The organism is Luteimonas notoginsengisoli (genome assembly GCF_042648885.1).
In the GTDB taxonomy this organism is placed as follows: Bacteria; Pseudomonadota; Gammaproteobacteria; order Xanthomonadales; family Xanthomonadaceae; genus Luteimonas; species Luteimonas notoginsengisoli.
On the sequence record NZ_JBHRYF010000002.1, the window covers coordinates 274,025 to 295,138 of the forward strand.

Here is a 21,114-nt window from a genome sequence, read left to right on the forward strand (position 1 = left end):
TAACCGTCTACATCCGCGAATCGCGCAGTGGGTCACGCTTAATGGGTGGAAATTGCTGCACCTGCAGCGTGTTTCTTTTTTTCTCTGTCATTTATCGTCAATACAGGACGCATTGCGTCATGCGTCTGTTCCCGATGGGCGGCGTTCGACCCGTTCCATCGGTTCTCCGCCAGCGGCGGTTCCTTCCAGCACGAGGCCATCGATGCCGGGTCTTTTCCGAAGCTTCGCTTCAAGCCGGTTCCCGGCAGCGTTCCGTTCGCCGGTCGCGCCGGTGGCTGTTGCACCGCGAACGGGCAAGGCGGGCAGGGCATCGCATCCATGGGCCGCGCCGACAGCGTTGACCTGGATCGCCGGAAGTTCGTCGGACGCGTCAACGATCGACATCTGAAGAAGCTGCAGGTGCCTGAGCCAGCGGGCGGGGGGCCGTCGCCGCTGGTCGCCGGGTTCCGAGAAGAAGCAGTGCGCAAGCCGGATGCGGGCAACACAAGCCCGCGACGGTGCAGTTGGACAAGCGTCGAGAGAGATCGCCATGCGGCGATCGACATATCCAACCATTCGGGAGAAATGCAATCGTGATCCATTCCAGCAACCATCCACTCGCGCTCTACGTCGTGACACCGCTCGCGCTCGCGCTGGCCGCGGTCTCGGCCCAGGCCGCGACCCGCGTCGACCTGCAGAAGCAGGACGTCGCCGCGCTCAACAGCCAGTACGCCAACGCAAGCGTGGCCATCGGGGTCAGCAAGCAGGCCGGCCTGCGCCATGCCGAGATGCTTTCGCTCGACGCCGACTCGGCGCTGGCCGTGGTCAACGCCCGCGCCATCGAGAATGGCGTGCGCAACTACCGCTACACCCAGACCTGGAACGGCATCCCGGTGTACGGCGAGCAGATCGTCGTCAGCGAGGATGCCAGCGGCCAGGTGCGCGCGATGTTCGGACGCAAGGTGGGTGGGCTGGACAGCGAGTTGCCGGCGACCACCGACTCCAAGCTGACCAGTGCCCAGGCGCTGGCCACCGCCAAGCGCGCGACTCTGGGCAACCGCCTGCTGGCGATGCGCGTGGAGCGCGAGGAAAGCCGGAAGATGGTGTACGTCGACGACAACGACCGCGCGCACCTGGCGTACGTGGTGACGTTCTTCGCCGATGCCGCCAACGGCGGCAGCCCGACCCGCCCTGTGGTGATCATCGACGCCAACAGCGGCCGCATCCTCAAGCAGTACGACAACCTGCAGAACGCGGAGATCGGCACCGGCCCCGGCGGCAACCAGAAGACCGGGCAGTACGAATACGGCACCGACCACGGCTTCCTCGATGTCGCCCAGAGCGGCAGCACCTGCACCATGGACAATTCCGTGGTGAAGACGGTCAACCTCAACGGCGGCACCAGCGGCAGCACCGCGTTCGCCTACACCTGCCCGCGCAACACGGTGAAGTCGATCAACGGCGCCTACTCGCCGCTCAACGACGCGCACTACTTCGGCAAGGTCATCTTCGACATGTTCGACGCCTACATCGGCTCGGCGCCGCTGACCTTCAAGCTGACGATGAAGGTGCACTACAGCAGCAACTACGAGAACGCGTTCTGGGACGGCTCGGCGATGACCTTCGGTGACGGCGCCAGCACGTTCTACCCGTTGGTCAGCCTCGACGTGTCGGCGCACGAGGTTTCGCACGGCTACACCGAGCAGAACTCCGGCCTGAACTATTCGGGTCAGTCGGGCGGCATCAACGAGGCGTTCTCGGACATGGCCGGCGAGGCCGCCGAATACTTCTTCAACGGCGGCAGCAACGACTTCCTGGTGGGCGCGCAGATCTTCAAGGGCAACGGCGCGTTGCGCTACATGGCCAACCCGCCGCAGGACGGCGCTTCGATCGGCCATGCCGACGACTACTACAACGGCATGGACGTGCACTACTCGTCGGGCGTCTACAACAAGGCGTTCTACCTGCTGGCCAACAAGAGCGGCTGGAACACGCAGAAGGCGTTCCAGGCCTTCGCGCGCGCCAACCGCGACTACTGGACCTCGAGCACCGACTTCGACCAGGGCGCCTGCGGCGTCGAGGAAGCAGCCAGCGACCTGGGCTTCAGCGCGGCCGACGTGACGTCGGCGTTCGCCGGGGTCGGCGTCAGTTGTGACGGCGGCACTGGTCCGGGTCCGAATCCGGGCACGGTGGTCCTCACCAAGGGTGTGCCGGTGGGAAGCCAGTCGGGTTCGGCCGGTGCGTCGCTGGCGTACACGCTGGCGGTACCCGCCGGCGCGTCGAACCTGGTGTTCACGATGTCCGGCGGCAGCGGCGATGCCGACCTGTACGTGAAGTTCGGCAGCGCGCCGACGGACAGCTCCTACGACTGCCGCCCTTACAAGTCGGGCAACAGCGAGAGCTGCACCTTCGCCTCGCCGTCGGCCGGCACCTACTACGTGCGCATCAAGGGCTACTCGGCGTTCTCGGGCGTCAGCCTGGTCGGCGATTACGGCACTGGCGGCGGTGGCGGTGGTTCGCAGACGTACTCGAACACGACCGACTATCCGATCAACAACAATGCAACCGTCAACAGCCCGATCGCAGTCTCCGGCCGCAGCGGCAAGGCGCCCTCGGCGACGCAGGTGAAGGTGGACATCAAGCACACCTACATCGGCGACCTCCGGGTGGACCTGGTCGCGCCGGACGGCAGCCTGTACCTGCTGAGCAACCGTTCCGGTGGCAGCACCGACAACATCATCAAGACCTACACGGTCAATCTGTCGAGCGAGAACATCAACGGTAACTGGCAGCTGCGCGTGAGGGACAACGCCAACGGCGACACCGGCAAGATCGACAGCTGGAGCATCACGTTCTAAGTGGCACACGGCCCCGGTCGAAAGACCGGGGCCTTTTTCTTCTCGCGGGCAGTCCTGCCGCCCCATCCATTCCAGAACGATCGATCCGCCGGCAATGCGCCCGCGGATCGCAGAGGAGCGACTCGATGACACCACGCACTCTTCTTGCCGGGCTGCTTGCCGGACTCCTGCTGAGCGGCCTTCCGGCCACGCAGGCTTCGGCGCGCGACTCCGGGCATGCCGGCGAGACCGCCGCGCTGGGCCCGCAGCAGGATCCTTTCGCCCCCGTCTTCATCGTGGTGTCGGACGACACCTGGCGCGGCGGCCTGCAGGCGATCGCCCGCGATGGCATGGCGCGCCGGGATGCCGCCGGCAATCGCCTGGTGGTCGCGCGGGTCCAGGCCAACCAGCTTGGCGAGGTCAGCATCGTGGTCCACGAGCGCGAGAAGCGCTGCGGCGGCTATTTCGCCTTCGACACCCGCGCCGAAGCCGAGGCATTCATCGCGGCCGATCGCTCCGCGCTGGCGCGCGACACGGTGTTCCTGGCCGACTACACGGTCGATAACCAGGACACGGTCGATCCCTGGCTGGCGCAGGTGCAGGAAGCCAACATCCGCGACACCATCGAACACCTGTCCACGGCCTGGCCCAACCGCTATTACGCCAGCAGCCACGGCCAGGCGGCCGCGGAATGGATCCGCGACACCTGGCTGGGATTGGCCGCGGGGCGCAGCGACGTTAGCGCCGAGCTGTTCACCGGTTGCGACAACTGCAGCACCCAGCCTTCGGTGATCCTGACCGTGCAGGGCGCGGAGCTGCCCGGGGAAATCGTCGTGCTCGGCGGACACCTGGATTCAATTTCGTATTCCGGCAGCGGCGATGCCATGGATGCGCCTGGCGCGGACGACGACGCCTCCGGCATCGCCACGCTCACCGAAGTGATCCGCGTCGCGCTCGCCAACGGCTGGCAGCCCAAGCGCACGGTGAAGTTCATGGGCTATGCCGCCGAGGAGGTCGGCCTGCGCGGCTCCAACGCCATCGCGCAATCGTTCCAGTCACAGGGCAAGAACGTGGTGGGCGTGCTGCAGCTGGACATGACCAACTACGCCATCGGCGCCGGCGTGGACATGCAGCTGATCACCGACAACAGCAACGCGGGCCTGCAGCAGTTCGTGCGCGACGTGTTCGACGAATACCTCGCGCCGCTGGGCCTGACCCGCGGCACCTACACCTGCGGTTACGGCTGTTCGGACCACGCATCCTGGACCAGCGCCGGCTATCCGGCCGCGATGATGTTCGAGGCCGGGTTCAACAACGACATCCACACGCCCGACGACACCCTGGCCAACATGGGCGGCAGCGCCGCGCCCAGCGTGCCGCTGGCCCGGCTCGGCCTGGGCTTCCTCGGCGAGCTGGCCAAGACCGCGGGCGGCGGCAGCGACAACGCATCGCCCGTGGCCGACTTCAGCGTCGCGGTGGACGGGCTGTCGGCGACGTTCACCGATGCCTCCGGCGACAGCGACGGCGCCATCGCCTCGCGCAGCTGGGACTTCGGCGACGGCGGCACGTCGAGCCAGGCAAATCCGACGCACGCCTATGCCGCGGCGGGCACCTACGACGTGGTGCTGACGGTCACCGATGACGCGGGCGCCAGCGGCAGCAGGACGCGAGCGGTGACCGTCACGGCCGGCGGCGAAGGCGGCGTGCTGGAGAAAGGCGTGCCGGTGACCGGGCTGTCCGGAGCCGCGGGCCAGTCGCTGGCCTACACGCTGGAGGTGCCTGCCGGCGCGTCGAGCCTGGCGTTCACCATGTCAGGCGGCAGTGGTGACGCCGACCTGTACGTGCGCTTCGGCAGCGCGCCGACCGACAGCGCCTATGACTGCCGTCCCTACAAGTCCGGCAACAGCGAGGCATGCAGTTTTGCGTCGCCTGCCGCCGGTACCTGGCACGTGCGGATCAAGGGCTACTCCGCGTTCTCGGGGGTCAGCGTGGTTGGCGACTACGCCACCGGCGCAGGCGGGGGCGGGGTGCAGACCTACGCCAATGCCGACGATGTCGCGATCAGCGATTTCGCCACGGTGTACAGCGCCGTCACGGTGGTCGGTCGCAGCGGCAAGGCGCCCGCCGACGCGCAGGTGGACGTCGACATCCGCCACAGCTACATCGGCGACCTGCGGGTGGACCTGATCGCGCCCGACGGCAGCGCCTACCTGCTGCACAACCGCACGGGCGGCAGCGGCAACGACCTGATTCGAAGCTTCACCCTTGACCTGTCGACCGAAGACCTGGACGGCGCGTGGCGGCTGCGGGTCACCGACCGCGGACGCGGCGATACCGGCAGGATCGACAGCTGGGGCGTTACCTTCTGACCCGGTGAACCATGGGTCGGCGGATGCTTGAGGGAACGGGCGGGGCGCGCTGTGCTTTCGCCCGTTCCTGCTGATCGGCCACGGCCAACGCGTGCATCGGCGGGGCATTCCGGGCCTTGCCGCGGTGCTATCGTGCGCGCGGAGGTGGCCCATGCGACGCACCGGATTGTGGGGACTGGTTTCCATCCTGTCCGGGCTGCTCTGCGCGGCCTGTTCGGGCGCTCCGGATGTCGATCCGAGCCATGCCCCGTCGCACTCGCGGCCCGCACTGCTTGCGCGGAGCACCGGGGCAATGGAGCAGCACGATCGGGTGTCGACCATTGCGCCCGTCCCGGTGGCGACCGTGCCGGGATCACCTCGCAAGGTTTTCCTGGTCAGTTCGCGTGAGACATTCCGTGGCCTTTCCGGTCTCGCCCGTCCACGCCGGGCGCATCGCGATGCGACCGGCACCGACCTGGTCGTTTCGGAAGTCGACGCGGCCCGGCTGGAGGAAGCCGCGGGCCTCGTGCATCGCATCGAGCAGCGCTGCGGCGGGTTTTTCGCGTTCGATACGCGCGAGAAAGCCGAGGCGTTCCTGCGCTCGGATCGTTCGACCGCGGCGATCGCCGCGACCCAGGCCAGCTACGCGCTGGACAACCAGCCAACGGTGGTTCACTGGCTGCCGCAGGTGCGCGAATCGCGCATCCGCGACACCATCGCCCACCTGTCGAGCTATCAGAACCGCTACTTCGCCAGCGCGACGGGTAGGGAATCCGCCGAGTGGATCCGCGACACCTGGGCGTCGATGGCGGCCGGGCGCAGCGACGTGACCACGGAATTGTTCACCGCCTGCGCCGCCTGCTCCACGCAGCCCTCGGTCGTGCTGACCATCGCCGGCACCACGCTGCCCGATGAAGTGGTGGTGCTGGGCGCGCACCTGGATTCGATCAACGGCAACGGCGGTGGCAGCCCGGTCCAGTCCGCACCCGGCGCCGACGACGACGCCTCGGGCATCGCCGTGCTGACCGAGACCCTGCGGATCGCGCTCGCCAGCGGCTGGCGGCCAAAGCGCACGGTCAAGTTCATGGGGTATGCCGCCGAAGAAGTGGGGCTGCGGGGATCGAACGCCATCGCCCAGGCGTACCGCGGTGCCGGTGTCGACGTGGTGGCCGTGCTGCAGGTCGACATGACCAACTACAGGGCCGGCGCGGTGCAGGACATGAAGCTGGTCACCGACTATTCCAGCACCAGCCTGAAGGCCTTCTTCGTGCAGCTCTTCGACGCCTACCTGGCGCCGCTGGGGCACACGCGCGGCACCTATACCTGCGGCTACGGCTGTTCCGACCACGCGTCGTGGACCAATGCCGGATACCCGGCGGCGATGATGTTCGAGGCCGGCGACCCGGGCGGATCGTTCCCGTACATCCACACCACCAGCGACACGCTCGCGATGATGGGCGACACCGCGCAGCCGAGCGTCAAGTTCGCGCAATTCGCGCTGGCGTTCCTGGGCGAAACGGCAAAGACGCGCGCCATGCACACCGGCGGCCCGCTGCCGCCGATGGCCCGTCGCTGACGACGACGCGCGTCGGCTTTGGGGTAGGTCCAAAACCGGCGCTTCGCTGGCGCTGTCAGTGCTGCGGCAGGCGCAGGAAAAGCGCCGCGAGGTCACCCCTGGACGGTCAGAGCGCTTCGAAGCGGTTGGCGTCGACGTTCTTGCGCACCCTGAGCGGATCCCAGATGCGGCCGTTCATGGCGATGTAGACGCCCGGGGCCAGCGATTGCACCGCGCCGACCGCGCAGCCGATGTTGAACTCGGCGTCCGAGCCGCGGAAACGGGCCGGGTTCAGCGCGCCGGTCAGGACGATGGTCTTGTCGGCGATCGTGGCGAGCACCTTCGCGGTGTCGACCATGGTGTCGGTGCCGTGGGTAACCAGCACCTGCCGCGCCGGCTGCGCGGCGATCGTGGCGCGCAGCAGTTCGCGGTCGCCGGCGTCGATGTGCAGCGAATCCTTGCGGATGATCGGGATCACCCGGAAGCGGAACGCCACGCCCAGCTCCTCGAGGATGCGTCCGATCTGCGGTTCGCCGACCTGGTAGTCGGACTTGTCGTCGAAATACACCTTGTCGATGGTGCCGCCGGTCGTGACGACGAGAAGTTCGTCCATATCCGATATCCGTATTGCAAAGAGTGGTTGCAGCCGATCCTGAGCGTGGCCGCGATGTGCGTCGTGGGTCGCGCGTCCCGGCGGCATGGCCGCGCAGGGGCGATTCTACTTGCGGAACTTCGCGTGCAGGCCGGGCCAGTTCGCCGCCACGATGACCGCCAGCGCCAGCACGATCTCGCCCCAGGCCCAGCCGGCGTCGGCCGGTCGGCTCCAGGCCACCATCACGCCGTGCGAAAACCAGAACAGGGCCAGGACGCCGGCCCAGAACCTGCCGCGCGACGCCGTGGCGCCGCCGCGCAGCACGGCTGCCAGCGCGAGCAGCGGCGGCAGGGCGAAGACCAGGAGCGCGGCGAGCCGGTGCCGGTCATCGTGGAACCAGAATGCGTACAGCACCGACAGCGCGAACAGCGCCACCGCCAGCACGACGCGCGAGCTCGTGGACGCGGTCATGCGAGTTTCGCCGCGATCGCGGCCACGCGACGGCCGAGCGCGCGCGCCAGCAGGGCTTCGTCGTCGCTGGGTTGCGGGTCGTCCTGCAGGCCGGAGACGTGGCTGGCGCCGTAGGGCGTGCCGCCGCCGCGGGTCGTGTTGAGCGGCCCTTCGGTGAACGGGATGCCCGCGATGACGCAGCCGTGGTGGAGCAGCGGCAACATCATCGACAGCAGCGTCGATTCCTGCCCGCCGTGCATGGTCGCGGTGGAGGTGAACACCGCCGCCGGCTTGCCGACCAGCGTGCCGCTGGCCCACTGCGCGCCGAGGCTGTCGATGAAGTGCTTCAGCGGCGCGGCCATGTTGCCGAAGCGGGTCGGGCTGCCGAGCACCAGGCCCGCGCATTCGTCCAGGTCCGCCGGCTGCACGTAGGGCGCGCCTTCCTCGGGAACCGGCGGCGCGGCCACCTGGGTCACCGCCGCGACCGGCGGCACCGTGCGCAACCGCGCCGACATGCCCTCGACCTCGCCGATACCGCGCGCGACGTGGCGCGCGAGTCTGGCAACGGAGCCGCCGCGGCTGTAGTAGAGGACGAGGATCTCGGGCATGGCATTCGCCGCGGTGCAGTCAGTGGCGGCATTGTCGCAGGTCGGGTGCGTTGCGCGATGGTGTGGCAGGCCAGCGGTCGCGCTCGCCAGGACCGAGCGCAGCGCGTGACCCATTCGTCGAAGCCGCCATCCCCGCTGCGCCGGATGGCGGGCGAGGGCGCCCAGGCACGCGATCCCCGCATACCGCCTTTGCTACCCTTCGCCCGATGGAGCCGCTCGACACCCTCTACCGCTGGAGCGAACGCATGCACGACCGCGCGCGGTCGGGGACGTTCCTGCGCTTCCTGTGGCGCCGCTTCCTCGACGACCGCCTGTTCGAGTCGGCCGGCGCGCTGTCGTTCACGATGGTGTTCGCGCTGGTGCCGCTGTCGATGGTGGTGTTCGGGGTGCTGTCAGTGTTCCCGGCATTCGCCGACTGGAGCGACAAGCTCAGCGACTACATCTTCTCGAACTTCGTGCCCGGCTCGGCGCGGGCGATCGAGGGCTACCTGCGCGATTTCTCGCAGAACACCGACAAGCTCACCGCGGTCGGCGTGATCGCGCTGGTGGCGTCTTTGTTGATCACCCTGATCAGCGTCGAGGCCACGTTCAACAAGATCTGGCGGGTGAAGACCGCACGTCCGAAATTCAGCCGCTTCCTCGTGTACTGGACGGTGCTGACCCTGGGCGCCCTGGTGGCTACCGCCAGCCTTGCGCTGTCGACGCGATTCTTCGCGCTCGGCATCTTCAATTCCGCCTCGGGCCAGTGGCTCGAAGGCGTGATGCTGCAGCTGGCGCCGATGATGATCGAGTGGATGGCGTTCACCGCGATCTACCGCGTCGTGCCACATCGCACCGTGCAGTGGCGGCATGCCATGGCGGGCGCGGCGCTGGCGGTGCTGTTGCTGGAGTTCGTGAAATGGGGCATCGGCCTGTATCTGGGCAGCTTCGGCGCCTACGAGAAGATCTATCAGAAGCTCGCCTTCGCGCCGATCTTCCTGCTGTGGATCTATTTCGGCTGGGTCTCGATCCTGCTTGGCGCTTCGTTCGCCTCCTCGGTATCTGCCTTCCGCTACCAGCCGGCGTCGATGCGGCTGCCGATCGGGCACGAACTCTACGGCCTGCTGCGCATGCTCGGGCGCTTCGCGATCGCGCGCCAGGACGGCAAGGGCCTGCACAGCGACGAGATCCAGGGCATGGAGCCGATGCTCACCGACGCCCTGGTGCAGCAGATGCTGGCGCAGCTGAGCGAGATCGGCCTGGTCACGCGCGCCGAATCGGGCGAGTGGCTGCTGGCCCGCGACCTCGACGACCTGTCGCTGGCCGAACTGTACGAAGCGTGCAACCTGCGCATCCCGATCAGCGAAGCGCACCTGCCGTGCCGGGACGACGCGCTGGGTCTCAACGCCATCCGCACGCTGGACGAACTGCGCATTCCGCTGCGCGACCTGCTCAAGCGCCGCGTCTCCAGTCTCTACGACCTTCCCAGGGAACCCTCATGACCCATCGCCGCCTGATCGCCCTGTGCCTGCTGGCCGCCATGCTCGCCGCCTGCAAGCGCCCGGCCGATGACGCTACGGCGCCGCCGCCGCCGGATGCGGCGAAAACGCAGGTCCCTGCCGCAGGCATCGCCAAGGCGCCGGAAACGCCGACGCCGACGGCCGACGCCGCCGACAAGGTCGAGAAGCCGACGCTGCGCACCACGACCATCGACGACAAGCCGTACGACCTGGCCGAACATCGCGGCAATTGGGTGGTGGTGAATTTCTGGGCCACCTGGTGCGCGCCGTGCCTGGAGGAGATGCCGGAGCTCTCGGCGCTCGACGCCATGCGCCAGCATGTCGAAGTCATCGGTCTGGCCTACGAGGACATCGATCCCAAGGACCTGCGCGCGTTCCTTGGCAAGCATCCGGTGGTCTACCCGGTGGCGATCATCGACGTCTACAACCCGCCGGCCGACTTTGCCACCCCGCGCGGCCTGCCGATGACGTACCTGATCGCGCCCGACGGCACGGTCGCCAAGCAGTTCCTCGGCCCGGTCAGCGCCAGGGACATCGAAGGTGCGATCGCCGCCGCCGGTGGTCCTGCCGTGGAACCCGGAGCCGCCCAAGCCAAGGGCTGACGCCATGGCCGCCGCGCGCTTCCTGGTCAGCGGCAAGGTGCAGGGCGTGTTCTTTCGCGCCAGTACCCGCGAGCAGGCGCGACGGCTCGGACTGTGCGGCCACGCGCGCAACCTGCCCGACGGACAGGTCGAGGTGGTCGCCGCAGGCACGGACGAGGCCATCGACGCGTTGGCGCAGTGGCTCCACGTCGGCCCGGCGAACGCCCGGGTGGAGGTCGTGCATCGCGAGGAACTCGACGCCGCCGCGGTCGAGGCGGGCGACTTCACCACGGATTGAGCGCGACGGGTGCGGAGCGTGCCGACCCGCTCAGCGCGGCTGCGCGCCGTGCGAAGGCGGCGCAGCCTCCCAAGCCTGTGAACGATCCATCTGCTCGTCGTCGAGCGGAGGCGGGCGCGCGATCGCCGGCTGGATCTGACGCTTCCACCCAGGCAGCGTGCGTGCGGTCGCGGTCATGCCGCGCAGCAGCTGCTGGCCGAGCCACGCAGGGACGCCGCCGTCCAACCCGAACTGCTCGGCACTGCGCGGCGGGTGCCAGTTGCGCTGCAGATGTTCCTGCAATCGCTGCTGCGCCGTCGGCGGTCGCTGCGCGGTGACATGCAGCGCGTCCAGCGTCTCCACTGCCTCCTGCGGCGGCTCCCCGCGCGCCGGCTGCGTCTGCGGCGTCTGCGCGGACACTGGTCGACTGCAGGCCAGTACGGCGAGCAGCGCGAAGGCGAAGGCGTGCGCCGGCGCGCGGCCCCTCGGCACGCTCGTGCGACTCACTCGCCGAATGTCGGGATCGGTTCGAGCACGCCGTAGCGCTCCTTGCGCGGCCTGCCCGGCAGCGGCGGCAACTCGACCTGCGCGGGCGGCGTGCGCGTGTCGGGCAGGCGGTCGAGCAGGTCGCGGATCAGCGTCAGGCGGCCGCGCTTCTGGTCGTTGAAATCCACCAGCGTCCATGGCGCGTGGCCGGTATGCGTCGCTTTCAGCATCGCTTCGCGCGCGCGGGTGTAATCGGCATAGGCGCTGCGCGCCGTGAGGTCGATGGGCGACAGCTTCCAGCGCTTGAGCGGATCGTCCAGGCGCTCGGCGAAGCGTTCCTCCTGTTGCGCCTGGTCGGTGCACAGCCAGTACTTGAACAGCACGATGCCGTCGTCCACCAGCAGCTTCTCGAACACCGGCGCCTGCTGCAGGAAGGCCTCGACCTGCGCATCGCTGGCGAAGCCCATTACCTTCTCAACGCCGGCGCGGTTGTACCAGCTGCGATCGAACAGCACGAGCTCGCCAGCCGCGGGCAGGTGCGGCACGTAGCGCTGGAAGTACCACTGTGTGCTCTCGCGGTCGTTGGGCTTGGGCAGCGCGACGACGCGGCACTGTCGCGGGTTGACGTGTTCGGAGATCGCCTCGATGACGCCGCCCTTGCCGGCCGTGTCGCGGCCCTCGAGCACCACCACGATGCGCTTGCCCGCGTGCGCGAGCCAGCGCGCCATCGCGACGAGCTCCAGCTGCATCGGTTCGAGCTGCTTCTTGTACGCCTTGCGCTTGAGCTTCTTCATGCGGGTTCCTGGGGCAGTTGCCGGATCGATGCCGGGCGATGGCGACCGCGGCGATTCTTCGCGATGCATCGTTGGGAGCGCCGCGATCAGTGGCTCATCGCTTCCGTCGCGTAATGCATGACGATATTCGATCAGTGATCCTCCCAGTGCCTGCGGCCAGAATCACGGCCCGCTAGGAATTCTTCCGCGCGGCCTTGTGGCCGGCCATGCCCCGGGCGACTTCCAGCAATGCGCCCTGCTGGCGGGTGCCCAGATCGCGATAGGCGGCCAGCAGGTCGTGCTCGCCTCTCGTGCGCGCGGGATCCAGGGTGCTGGCGAGCTCCGACAGCAGCGCACCGGCGGGAACGCCGAAAGTGCGGGCGAGGGCGTCGAGCTGGTCGCGGCCGGGCAGCTTCTCGCCGCGCATCCACGCCGACACCGTGGCCACGCCTGCCCGCGGGATCGCGGTCGCGATGTCGGCCACGCTCAGGCCGCGCGCCTTGGCCAGCAGTCGCAGGGTCTGGTCGATGGACATGCTCACTCCTTCTTGGACCGTTCCGGACCGGAAGCCCGCGCATCGACCTGCGGATTTTCCCGCAGGCGCGGCTTCAACGTCGCCAGGTTGCAGGGGCGCGTGCGGGCGTCGAGCTGCGCGCGGATGATCCTGTCCCACGCCGTGCGGCAGGCCGACGTCGACCCGGGCAGGCAGAACACGAACGTCCCGTTCGCCAACCCCGCGAACGCGCGCGACTGCAGCGACGACGTCCCGATTTCCTCGAAACTGATCGCCCGGAACAGCTCGCCGAAGCCGGGCATCTGCTTGTCGAGCAGCGGCAGCAGCGCCTCGGGCGTGGAATCGCGACCGGTGAAGCCGGTGCCGCCGGTGACCAGCACGCCATCGATGGCGTCCTCGGCGATCCAGCGCGACACCACGGCGCGCAGGCGGTAGCGGTCGTCGGGCAGCAGCGCGCGCTCGTGCAGCCGATGTCCCTCTGCCTCCAGCGCCGCGACGAGCTGGTCGCCGGAACTGTCCTCGGCCAGCGTGCGCGAGTCGGAGACGGTGAGCACGCACAGCGACAGCGGGATGAATGAGTTGTTCGCAGTCATGGCGCGAAGCCTACGCCATCGCCGCGTCGCGTTCGGACGGCGCCACGCCGCGAAGGCCGGCGAGCCAGTCCCAGACCGCCTGCTGCGCCACGCCGGGGCGCCGATGGCGCTGGCGCAGCAGGGTCCAGCCGGGCGCCTCGAGCTGCGGGCCGAACGGCGCGACCAGCACGCCGAGTGCGAGCGCATCGGCGACCAGCACCTCGTTGAGCAGCGCGACGCCCTGTCCGGCCACCGCTGCCTGGATCGCGTGGGCCACCTCGCTGAAGCGCAGGCCGTGCGAGACATCCGCATGCTCCATTCCGGCCCCCCGCATCCAGGTCCGCCAGGTGGGGCGGTCCCCGGCATCGCGCCGCCACTCGAAGTGGATCAGCCGGTGGCCGGCCAGTTCCGCGGGCGCGCGCAGCCCCAGTGCCGGGCTGGCGACCGGCAGCAGCCTGTCATCGGCGAAACGCAGCGCTTCATGGTCGGGGAACGGTCCGTCGCCGTAGCGCAGCGCGAGGTCGACGTCGTCCACGGCCAGGTCGACGGCGCGGTCGCTCGCGTGCAGGCGCAGTTCGATCCGTGGATGCAGGCGCTGCAGCTCCGGCAGGCGCGGCAACAGCCACTGGCTGGCGAAGGCCGGCGTTGTCGACAGGGTGACCGTCTGGCTCGCGGCCGGTGCGAGCGCGTGCAGGGCCGCCGCGAATGCATCGAACCCGTCGCGCAGGACCGGATGAAGACGCAGCGCGGCCGCGGTCGGCACGACTTCCCGGGTGCGGCGTTCGAACAGGAGCAGGCCGATCGACGATTCGAGTTCGCGCACCTGGTGGCTGATCGCCGCCGGGGTGACCGACAGCTCCAGCGCGGCCCGCTTGAAGCTGCGGTGGCGGGCTGCGGCTTCGAAGGCGCGCAGCTGGGTCAGCGGCGGCAGTTTCCGGGAGGGCATCGGCGCAAAATTTATTCGCTGAAGGGCTGAAGAATCATCGTTTGTCGCGCTTAGGCTTCGCCATGAACATGGGGCATGGCCGTCGGATGGCCAAAGAAAATATGCCCGTCCAGGAGGATATCCCAATGTTTCGGCTGCTACATCTCGATGCCAGCGCCCGGCCCGGTCGCTCGGACGAACGCCCCCACGGCTCCCACACACGCCGCCTGTCGGCGCGCTTCGTCTCGCGCTGGCGAGCGCTGCGGCCTGGCGATCCGGTCGTCTATCGGGATATCGGGCTGGCGCCGCCGGCGCCGGTGACGGGCGACTGGATCCATGCCGCGTTCACGCCCGCCGAACGCCGCGAGCCCTGGATGCGGGAGGTGCTCGCGCAGAGCGACCGACTGGTGGACGAGCTGCTTGAAGCCGATCTCATCGTCGCGGGGGTGCCGATGTACAACTTCGGGGTGCCCTCCGGCTTCAAGGCGTGGATCGACAACATCGTGCGGGTCGGGCGGACGTTCGGCTTCGACCGGACCCGCGCCGGCGATCCGTATTGGCCGCTGCTCGCGGACATGGGCAAGCAACTGGTGGTGCTCGGGTCGCGCGGCGATCATGGCTACGCGCCCGGCGGACGGATCGAGGCCATGAACCACGTCGAGCCATCGATCCGCACCGCGTTCGGCTACATCGGCATCACCCGCATGCACGCGGTGGCCGCCGAATACGACGAGTTCGGCGGCGAGCGGCTGACGCGTTCGCTGGCGGATGCCGAAGCGTCGGTCGACCGCCTCGTCGACCGTCTCGCCGTTGCCGTGGCGACCGATTCGATCGCCGCCTGAAGTCCCGCCGGCCGGCATGGCCGGCGTCAGCGCCGCGAGCGCTACGTCGCGGACCCGGTGTCCGTGGGGTCGGCCAGGGACAGCGAATACCACTGGGTGGCGTCTTCATGCCAGCCGGCGTGGGAGTACAGGGCCCGCGCCGCGACGTTGTCGCGGGTGGTCTCGAGGCTGATGCCCGCCGCCCCGTCTTCGCGTGCGAACGCCGCGGCGGCATCGAGCAACCGGTGGGCCACGCCGCGGCGGCGCGCGCCGGCATCCACGTAGAGGTCGTTGAGGATCCAGGTCCGCGCCGTCCGCACCGAGGAAAACATCGGATAGAGCTGGACGAAGCCGGCCACCGTGCCGCCTCGCCGGGCGACCAGCACCACCGATTCGCCGAAGCGCAGCCGTTCGCGCAGCCATTGGCGCGCGCGCGGCACGTCCGGCGCCTGGCCGTAGAACTGGCGGTAGGCATCGAACAGCATCGCCAGCGCGTCGAGGTCGGCCGGGCCGGCGCGGGAAACCGTGGTGCCCATCGGGGCGTCCATGGTCATGCCTCCTGGGTCAGCCGTGCGAGTTCGTCGGCCTGGTGTTCGCGCGACAGGCGCTCGACCAGCGGGTCCAGGGCGCCTTCGAGCACGTTGGGCAGGTCGTACAGGGTCAGGCCGTCGACGCGGTGGTCGGTGATGCGGCCCTGCGGATAGTTGTAGGTGCGGATGCGCTGGCTGCGGTCGCCGCTGCCGACCTGCAGCTTGCGGCTCTGCGCAGTGGCGGCGGCCTGCCGGGCGGCCTCGGCGTCGACCAGCATTGCCTTGAGCCGCTTCATCGCCTTGTCGCGGTTGGCGTGCTGCGAGCGCTCGGTCTGCGACTCGACCACCAGGCCGCTGGGCACGTGGGTGATGCGGATCGCCGATTCGGTCTTGTTGACGTGCTGGCCGCCGGCGCCGGACGAACGGAAAGTGTCGACCTTGAGATCGGCGGGATTGATCTCGATCGGCGCGCCGTCCTCCTCGATCGGGATGATCGCCACGGTCGCCGCCGACGTATGGATGCGTCCCTGCGATTCGGTTTCCGGCACGCGCTGCACGCGGTGGGTGCCGGACTCGAACTTCAGGTGCGCGTAGGCGCCACGGCCCTCGACGCGGGCGATGACCTCGCGGAAGCCGCCGTGCTCGCCGGTACTTGCCGTCTCGACCTCGATCCGCCAGCCCTGGCGCTCGGCGTAACGGGTGTACATGCGCAGCAGGTCGCCGGCGAAGATCGCGGCCTCGTCGCCGCCGGTGCCGGCGCGGATCTCGAGGTACAGGTCGCCTTCGTCGCGTGCGTCGCGCGGCACCAGCAGCGCCATCAGCGTGTCGTCGAGTTCGGCCAGGCGCGCGTTGGCGGCTTCGATTTCGTCGTCGGCGAGTTCGCGCAGCTCGGGGTCCGCCTGCATCGCCTGCGCGGCGGCGAGGTCGTCCCGCGCGCGGCGTTCCTCGGCGAGCGCCGCGGCCACCGGTTCGAGCTGGGAGAACTCGCGGGAAAAGGCCCGGAAACGATCCTGGTCGGCGGCGACGCCGGGATCGGCGAGCAGGCGTTCGAGTTCGTCGCGTCGTTCGGCCAGGGCCTCGAGCTTACGGCGCAGGGTCGGCAGCATCATCGTCCTTGTCGGCGCCCGCACCGTGCATGAGCCGGTCGACGGCGCGCATCAGTTCAGTGTCGCCGCTGATCGCGGCTTCGCGCAGCGCCACGGTGGGCGCGTGCAGCAGGCGGTTGGTGAGGGTGTGGGCGAGGAAATCGAGCACCGCCTCGGGCGACTGGCCCGCGGCGAGCTGCTGCCTGGCACGCGCCAGCACCTCGACGCGCGTGCTTTCGCCATGTGCGCGCAGGCGCTTGAGCGGTGCGTTGCGGGTGCCGGCGGCCAGCACCTCGACGTAGCGGGCGACCTGCAGGTCGACGATGGCCTCCGCGGCCTCCGCGGCCTCGCGGCGGCCCTGGCGGTTGTCTTCCACCGCGCGCTCGAGGTCGTCGACCGTGTACAGGAACGCATCCTTGAGCGTGGCGACGTCCGGGGCGATGTCCCGCGGCACCGCGAGGTCGAGCAGCAGCATCGGCCGGTGCCGGCGCGCCGCCAGCGCCGCGGCGACCTGCGCCTTCGACAGGATCGGCGTGCGGCTGGCCGTGGCCGAGAACACGATGTCGGCGAGGAACAGGTGGCGGTCGAGCTCGTCCAGCGGCAGCGCCACGCCGCCGTGACGCATGGCCAGGTCCTGCGCGTGCGCGTAGGTCCGGTTGGCGACCAGCAGCTGCTTCACCTTCGCCTGGGCGAGGTGGCGCGCGGCCAGTTCGATGGTCTCGCCGGCGCCGATCAGGAGCACGGTCGAATCCGACGGCTGCGCGAACGATTCCTGCGCCAGCCGCACCGCCACCGACGCCACCGACACCGGGCTGTTGCCGATGCGGGTTTCGGTGCGCGCGCGCTTGGCGGTGACGAAGGCGTGCTGGAACAGGCGGTCGAGCTGTCCGCCCAGGGTACCCGCGGTGCGCGCGGTGGCCCAGGCGTGCTTGACCTGGCCAAGGATCTGCGGTTCGCCAAGCACCAGCGAATCCAGCCCGGTGGCGACGCGGAACAGGTGCCGCACCGCGTCGCCGTCCTGGTGACGATACAGATAGGCGTGCAGCGCCTCTGCGGGGCCCGGCCCGGCGGCATTCGCGGAAGGGTGCGTGGCCAGCCACTCGACCAGCGCGGCGCCGTCGTCGTCGGTCACCGCGTACAGCTCGGTCCGGTTGCAGGTGGACAGCAACGCCACCTCGCGCACCTGCGGCAGCGCGCGCAGGGCCGCCAGCGCCGGCACGACGGCGTCGTCGTTGAAGGCGACGCGCTCGCGCAATGCGACCGGGGCGGTCTGGTGGTTGACGCCGAGTGCGAACAGGCTCATGGAGGGCGGGCTGCACGGATGAGGAGGCGGTTGGACGCTCCTGCATTCAGGCGCTTGCGATAAGCTCGTTGGACTTGAGGCCGACATTTTACGGCCCGGCCGCGCCAGATGCCCGTGACCCTCCGTTTCCCGCTTTCGACCCTGCTCCCGACGCTGCTGTTCGCGTGTTTCGCGCCCCTGGCGGCGCAGGCCGCCGAGCCGCCGGCCATGACGCCGGACACGCTGACCGCCACCATGGCCGGCGAGTACGCGCTGCACGCCGGGCGCCTGGACGAGGCGGCCGACTGGTACCTGCAGGCCGCGCGCAGCGTCGAGGGCGATGCCGGCCTGGCCGAGCGCGCCACCCGCATCGCGCTGCTGGGCAACGACAACGCCCGCAGCGCCCGCGCGCTGAAGCTGTGGCGCCAGCGCGCCCCGCATTCGCTGGCCATGGGGGCGGCCGAGGCCACTCTGTCGCTGCGCGACAACAAGCTGGGTGCCGCGCGCCGGCAGCTGGAATCGCTGCTGCGCGACCCGGACCCCCGGGGCTGGCGCTACGCGGTCGCGGCCATGGGCAGCGGCGGCAAGGATCCGAAGGCCACCGCGCAGGTGCTGGGTGAACTGGTCGATGCCGACGCGGTTCCCGATGACCTGCAGACCTGGCTGGTGATGGGCGGCCTGGCGCAGCGGCTGGGCGACGCCGCCCTGGCCGAACGCATCGTCGCGGCCGTGATCGAGCATTTCCCGGACGAACCGCGGGTGGCCCTGCTGCGGGCCAGCCAGCTGCGCGAGTCCGACCAGCCGGACCAGGCCCGCGCGGTACTGGCGACGCTGGCGAAAACCGAACCGATGACACCCGACCTGCGGCTGTCGATCGCCTCGGAATACGACGCCCTGGGCGACAGCGCGGCCGCCGCCGCCGTCCTCGCGCAGGGACCGCAGGACGATCAGCTCTACGGCCTGCGCGCCTCGCTGCTGGCCAAAGCCGACGACAAGCCGGCGCTGCGCGAGCTTTACGAGGAGTTGAAGCAGGGCGCCGCCAGTCCCGACCCCGCGCGCCGGCTGCTGCTCGGGCAGACGGCAGAGTTCCTCGACCTCCACGCCGAAGCGCTGGAGTGGTACCGCAGCGTCGCCGGCGGGCCGCCGCGAGCGCAGGCGCGGCTACGCATCGCCAAGGTGCTGCACGACCTGGACCGGGACCAGGAAAGCTGGGCCGCGCTGCGCGAACTGCAGGCCGATGCCTCGCTCGACGACGATGCGCGCCGCGACGGCTACCTGCTGGAAGCCGAGCTGCGCCTGGACGACGGCGATGCCAGTGGCGAGCTCGACGCCTATGCGCGCGGACTGGCCGCCTATCCCGACGAGCCCGAACTGCTGTACGCACGCGGCCTGATGTGGGAACGCCGGGACGACATCGCCCGCGCCGAGGCGGACCTGCGCCGGATCCTGGTGGCCGACCCCGACAACGTCCCCACGCTCAATGCGCTGGGCTACACGCTTGCCGACCGCACGACGCGTTACGAAGAAGCGCTGCAGCTGATCGACCGCGCCCGCGTTGCCGACCCCGACAACCCGGCGATCATCGACAGCCACGGCTGGGTGCTGTATCGGCTCGGCCGCAACGACGAGGCGTTGGCCGAGCTGCGGCGCGCCTTCGCGCTGCAGAAGGACGCGGAGATCGGCGCCCATCTGGGCGAAGTGCTGTGGGTGACCGGCCACAAGGACGAGGCGCGTCGGTATTTCGAGGAAGCGCGCAAGCTCGATCCCGACAACCGCTCGCTCAAGCGCGCGCTGGAAAAGACCGGCGCATGAGCAGGCTCGGTATCGCCTGCGCGGCCGCCTGCCTGCTGCTGGCAGGTTGCGTCACCGTCCCGCACGGAAAGGGCGTGGCGATCGGCGAACTGTCGACCGCCGCCGAAAAAACCGCCATCGCCGCCCAGCAGGCGCGCGAACGGGTATTGCACGCGTTGCCGACGCTGGCGTTCGACGGCCGCGTGGCGCTGTCCAACGGCCGCAACGGCGGCAGTGGCCGGATCGAGTGGCGGCAGTCGGCCGATCGCTACAACGTGACCTTGAGCGCGCCGGTCAGCCGGCAGAGCTGGCGGCTCACCGGCGACGCCGCTTCGGCGCGGATCGAGGGCATCGCGGGCGGGCCGCGCAGCGACACCGACGTGGTGCGCCTGCTGCGCGAAGCCACCGGGCTGGAGGTTCCGGTGGGCGCGCTGGCGGCTTGGGCCGCGGGCGCGCGCGCGGACGTGCAGGCGTTTGGCCCAGCCCGCCTCGAGTTCACCGCCGACGGCACGCTGGCGCGGATCGAACAGGATGGCTGGATCGTCGACTATCTCGGCTGGCGCGAGGCGCATCCCGGCGCAGGTGGGCCGGAGGGCGGCCAGCGGCTGCAGTTGCCCGATCGAATCAACGCCGCCCGAGGCGACGCCCGGGTGCGGCTGGCGATCGATACCTGGTCGTGGGCGCCGGAAGCGCCGTGACGCCGGCAGGGGGGGCGGAAGCGGGCTGGTCGTCGTGGCCGGCCCCGGCCAAGCTCAACCTGTGCCTGCGCATCGTCGGCCGCCGTCCCGACGGTTATCACCGACTGCAGACCGTCTTCCGGCTGCTGGACTGGGGCGACACGATCCGGCTTCGGCGCCGGGCCGACGGCGTGGTGGCACGGCATGGCGCTTCGGCGCCGCACGTGGAAGCCGAAGACGACCTCGTGGTGCGCGCGGCGAAAATCCTGAAAAATGCGGCCAATATCGCGATGGGTGTCGACATCGCCGTCGAAAAGCGCATTCCGGTCGGTGGTGGATTCGGCGGCGGCTCGTCCGACGCCGCCACGGTGCTGCAGGCTCTCGACTGCCTGTGGGGACTGGAGTTCGGGCTGGAACGACTGGCCGCGCTGGGCCTGCAGCTGGGCGCCGACGTGCCGGTGTTCGTGCGCGGGCGCAACGCCTGGGCCGAAGAGGTCGGCGAACGGCTGACGCCGCTGGACCTGCCGCCGGCCTGGTACGTGCTCGCCGATCCCGGCGTCCACGTCGCCACCGCTGAACTCTTCCAGGCACCCGAATTGACGCGAAATGCCCCGCCCGCGACAATATCCGACTTTGTTTCAGGCGCTTCGCTCGGCAACGCCTTCGAGCCCGTGCTGCGCAGCCGCGAACCCGCCGTCGAAGCGGCGTTCGCCGCGCTCGCACGGGTGGGATCGCCGCGGCTGACCGGAACGGGCAGCGGTTGCTTCGTCGAATTTCCCGACCGGGAATCCGCCGAAGCGGCGCTGGCGCGATTGCCCGCGGGCCTCAAGGCCTGGATGGCGCGGGGCGCGGCGCAATCGCCGCTGCTCGACGCGCTTCGGGCATGGCAAGAGCGGCAGGCAGGCGGGACGACGCAAATTCCATATTGAGAC

At 69.6% G+C, this 21,114-nt stretch carries 22 protein-coding genes; 11 read left to right on the forward strand and 11 right to left on the reverse strand.

Going from position 1 to position 21,114, the window contains the following annotated elements; translation table 11 throughout:
• Positions 1-45 precede the first annotated feature (45 nt).
• The 4 genes from ACFOM9_RS06870 (at position 46) to ACFOM9_RS06885 (ending at position 6,740) form a co-directional block, all read left to right on the forward strand.
• Positions 46-576 (forward strand): hypothetical protein, encoded by a 531-nt coding sequence (locus tag ACFOM9_RS06870; protein WP_386708043.1) that lies wholly within the window; start codon positions 46-48, stop codon positions 574-576.
• Positions 573-2,837, forward strand: coding sequence for a M4 family metallopeptidase (locus tag ACFOM9_RS06875; protein ID WP_386708046.1), 2,265 nt, complete (start codon positions 573-575; stop codon positions 2,835-2,837). The genes ACFOM9_RS06870 and ACFOM9_RS06875 overlap by 4 nt, the downstream gene beginning before the upstream one ends.
• A 125-nt stretch (positions 2,838-2,962) precedes the next feature.
• A complete protein-coding gene (locus ACFOM9_RS06880) occupies positions 2,963-5,185 on the forward strand; it encodes a M20/M25/M40 family metallo-hydrolase (RefSeq protein ID WP_386708049.1) in 2,223 nt (740 codons plus the stop codon).
• A gap of 292 nt (positions 5,186-5,477) precedes the next feature.
• The gene (locus ACFOM9_RS06885) at positions 5,478-6,740 is read left to right on the forward strand and encodes a M20/M25/M40 family metallo-hydrolase (protein WP_386708052.1); all 1,263 of its coding nucleotides are present in this window, start codon (positions 5,478-5,480) and stop codon (positions 6,738-6,740) included.
• A 106-nt stretch (positions 6,741-6,846) separates the two neighbouring features.
• Here ACFOM9_RS06885 and ACFOM9_RS06890 read toward each other — a convergent pair whose 3' ends face one another.
• The 3 genes from ACFOM9_RS06890 to wrbA all read right to left on the reverse strand — a co-directional run bounded on the left by ACFOM9_RS06890 (position 6,847) and on the right by wrbA (position 8,369).
• Positions 6,847-7,332 (reverse strand): asparaginase domain-containing protein, encoded by a 486-nt coding sequence (locus ACFOM9_RS06890; protein ID WP_386708055.1) that lies wholly within the window; start codon positions 7,330-7,332, stop codon positions 6,847-6,849.
• A gap of 105 nt (positions 7,333-7,437) precedes the next feature.
• A complete protein-coding gene (locus tag ACFOM9_RS06895; RefSeq protein ID WP_386708057.1) occupies positions 7,438-7,782 on the reverse strand; it encodes a DUF2069 domain-containing protein in 345 nt (114 codons plus the stop codon).
• Entirely contained in the window at positions 7,779-8,369 is a 591-nt protein-coding gene (gene wrbA, locus ACFOM9_RS06900; protein WP_386708060.1) for an NAD(P)H:quinone oxidoreductase, read from the reverse strand. The genes ACFOM9_RS06895 and wrbA overlap by 4 nt, the downstream gene beginning before the upstream one ends.
• 206 nt (positions 8,370-8,575) lie before the next feature.
• Here wrbA and ACFOM9_RS06905 point away from each other — a divergent pair, with 206 nt between their 5' ends.
• The 3 genes from ACFOM9_RS06905 to ACFOM9_RS06915 are packed head-to-tail and all read left to right on the forward strand — an operon-like array spanning position 8,576 to position 10,747.
• Entirely contained in the window at positions 8,576-9,850 is a 1,275-nt protein-coding gene (locus ACFOM9_RS06905) for a YihY family inner membrane protein (protein ID WP_386708063.1), read from the forward strand.
• The gene (locus ACFOM9_RS06910; RefSeq protein WP_386708066.1) at positions 9,847-10,470 is read left to right on the forward strand and encodes a TlpA family protein disulfide reductase; all 624 of its coding nucleotides are present in this window, start codon (positions 9,847-9,849) and stop codon (positions 10,468-10,470) included. Before ACFOM9_RS06905 ends, ACFOM9_RS06910 begins: the two co-directional genes overlap by 4 nt.
• A 4-nt stretch (positions 10,471-10,474) precedes the next feature.
• Positions 10,475-10,747, forward strand: a complete 273-nt coding sequence (locus ACFOM9_RS06915) for an acylphosphatase (RefSeq protein ID WP_386708068.1) — start codon at positions 10,475-10,477, stop codon at positions 10,745-10,747.
• A 30-nt stretch (positions 10,748-10,777) separates the two neighbouring features.
• On the opposite strand, the gene ACFOM9_RS06920 is transcribed toward ACFOM9_RS06915, so the two are convergent.
• The 5 genes from ACFOM9_RS06920 to ACFOM9_RS06940 form a co-directional block, all read right to left on the reverse strand.
• Positions 10,778-11,233 (reverse strand): hypothetical protein, encoded by a 456-nt coding sequence (locus ACFOM9_RS06920; RefSeq protein ID WP_386708071.1) that lies wholly within the window; start codon positions 11,231-11,233, stop codon positions 10,778-10,780.
• Positions 11,230-12,006, reverse strand: a complete 777-nt coding sequence (ppk2, locus tag ACFOM9_RS06925) for a polyphosphate kinase 2 (RefSeq protein ID WP_386708074.1) — start codon at positions 12,004-12,006, stop codon at positions 11,230-11,232. Before ppk2 ends, ACFOM9_RS06920 begins: the two co-directional genes overlap by 4 nt.
• Before the next feature lie 172 nt (positions 12,007-12,178).
• A complete protein-coding gene (locus ACFOM9_RS06930; protein ID WP_386708077.1) occupies positions 12,179-12,520 on the reverse strand; it encodes a helix-turn-helix domain-containing protein in 342 nt (113 codons plus the stop codon).
• 2 nt (positions 12,521-12,522) lie between these two features.
• Positions 12,523-13,092, reverse strand: coding sequence for a molybdenum cofactor biosynthesis protein B (gene moaB, locus ACFOM9_RS06935; RefSeq protein ID WP_386708080.1), 570 nt, complete (start codon positions 13,090-13,092; stop codon positions 12,523-12,525).
• Positions 13,093-13,102: 10 nt separating this feature from the next.
• The gene (locus tag ACFOM9_RS06940) at positions 13,103-14,017 is read right to left on the reverse strand and encodes a LysR substrate-binding domain-containing protein (RefSeq protein WP_386708083.1); all 915 of its coding nucleotides are present in this window, start codon (positions 14,015-14,017) and stop codon (positions 13,103-13,105) included.
• A 62-nt stretch (positions 14,018-14,079) separates the two neighbouring features.
• Between ACFOM9_RS06940 and ACFOM9_RS06945 the strand changes: the two genes are divergently transcribed.
• On the forward strand, positions 14,080-14,838 hold the full coding sequence (locus ACFOM9_RS06945; protein ID WP_386708086.1) for an FMN-dependent NADH-azoreductase: 759 nt from the start codon (positions 14,080-14,082) through the stop codon (positions 14,836-14,838).
• A gap of 41 nt (positions 14,839-14,879) precedes the next feature.
• Here ACFOM9_RS06945 and ACFOM9_RS06950 read toward each other — a convergent pair whose 3' ends face one another.
• From ACFOM9_RS06950 to hemA, 3 genes are read right to left on the reverse strand one after another with little or no spacing between them, the layout of a single operon-like run.
• On the reverse strand, positions 14,880-15,353 hold the full coding sequence (locus tag ACFOM9_RS06950) for a GNAT family N-acetyltransferase (RefSeq protein WP_386708165.1): 474 nt from the start codon (positions 15,351-15,353) through the stop codon (positions 14,880-14,882).
• A 14-nt stretch (positions 15,354-15,367) separates the two neighbouring features.
• Positions 15,368-16,453, reverse strand: a complete 1,086-nt coding sequence (prfA, locus tag ACFOM9_RS06955) for a peptide chain release factor 1 (protein WP_386708168.1) — start codon at positions 16,451-16,453, stop codon at positions 15,368-15,370.
• Entirely contained in the window at positions 16,431-17,735 is a 1,305-nt protein-coding gene (gene hemA, locus ACFOM9_RS06960; RefSeq protein ID WP_386708089.1) for a glutamyl-tRNA reductase, read from the reverse strand. The genes prfA and hemA overlap by 23 nt, the downstream gene beginning before the upstream one ends.
• Positions 17,736-17,843: 108 nt before the next feature.
• Between hemA and ACFOM9_RS06965 the strand changes: the two genes are divergently transcribed.
• Genes ACFOM9_RS06965 through ispE form a run of 3 tightly spaced genes read left to right on the forward strand, consistent with a single transcriptional unit; the run spans position 17,844 to position 21,111 of the window.
• The gene (locus tag ACFOM9_RS06965; RefSeq protein WP_386708092.1) at positions 17,844-19,526 is read left to right on the forward strand and encodes a tetratricopeptide repeat protein; all 1,683 of its coding nucleotides are present in this window, start codon (positions 17,844-17,846) and stop codon (positions 19,524-19,526) included.
• Positions 19,523-20,203: a lipoprotein insertase outer membrane protein LolB gene (gene lolB, locus ACFOM9_RS06970; RefSeq protein WP_386708094.1), complete on the forward strand. Its 681-nt coding sequence runs from the start codon at positions 19,523-19,525 to the stop codon at positions 20,201-20,203. The genes ACFOM9_RS06965 and lolB overlap by 4 nt, the downstream gene beginning before the upstream one ends.
• Entirely contained in the window at positions 20,182-21,111 is a 930-nt protein-coding gene (ispE, locus tag ACFOM9_RS06975; protein WP_386708096.1) for a 4-(cytidine 5'-diphospho)-2-C-methyl-D-erythritol kinase, read from the forward strand. Before lolB ends, ispE begins: the two co-directional genes overlap by 22 nt.
• Positions 21,112-21,114: the final 3 nt, after the last annotated feature.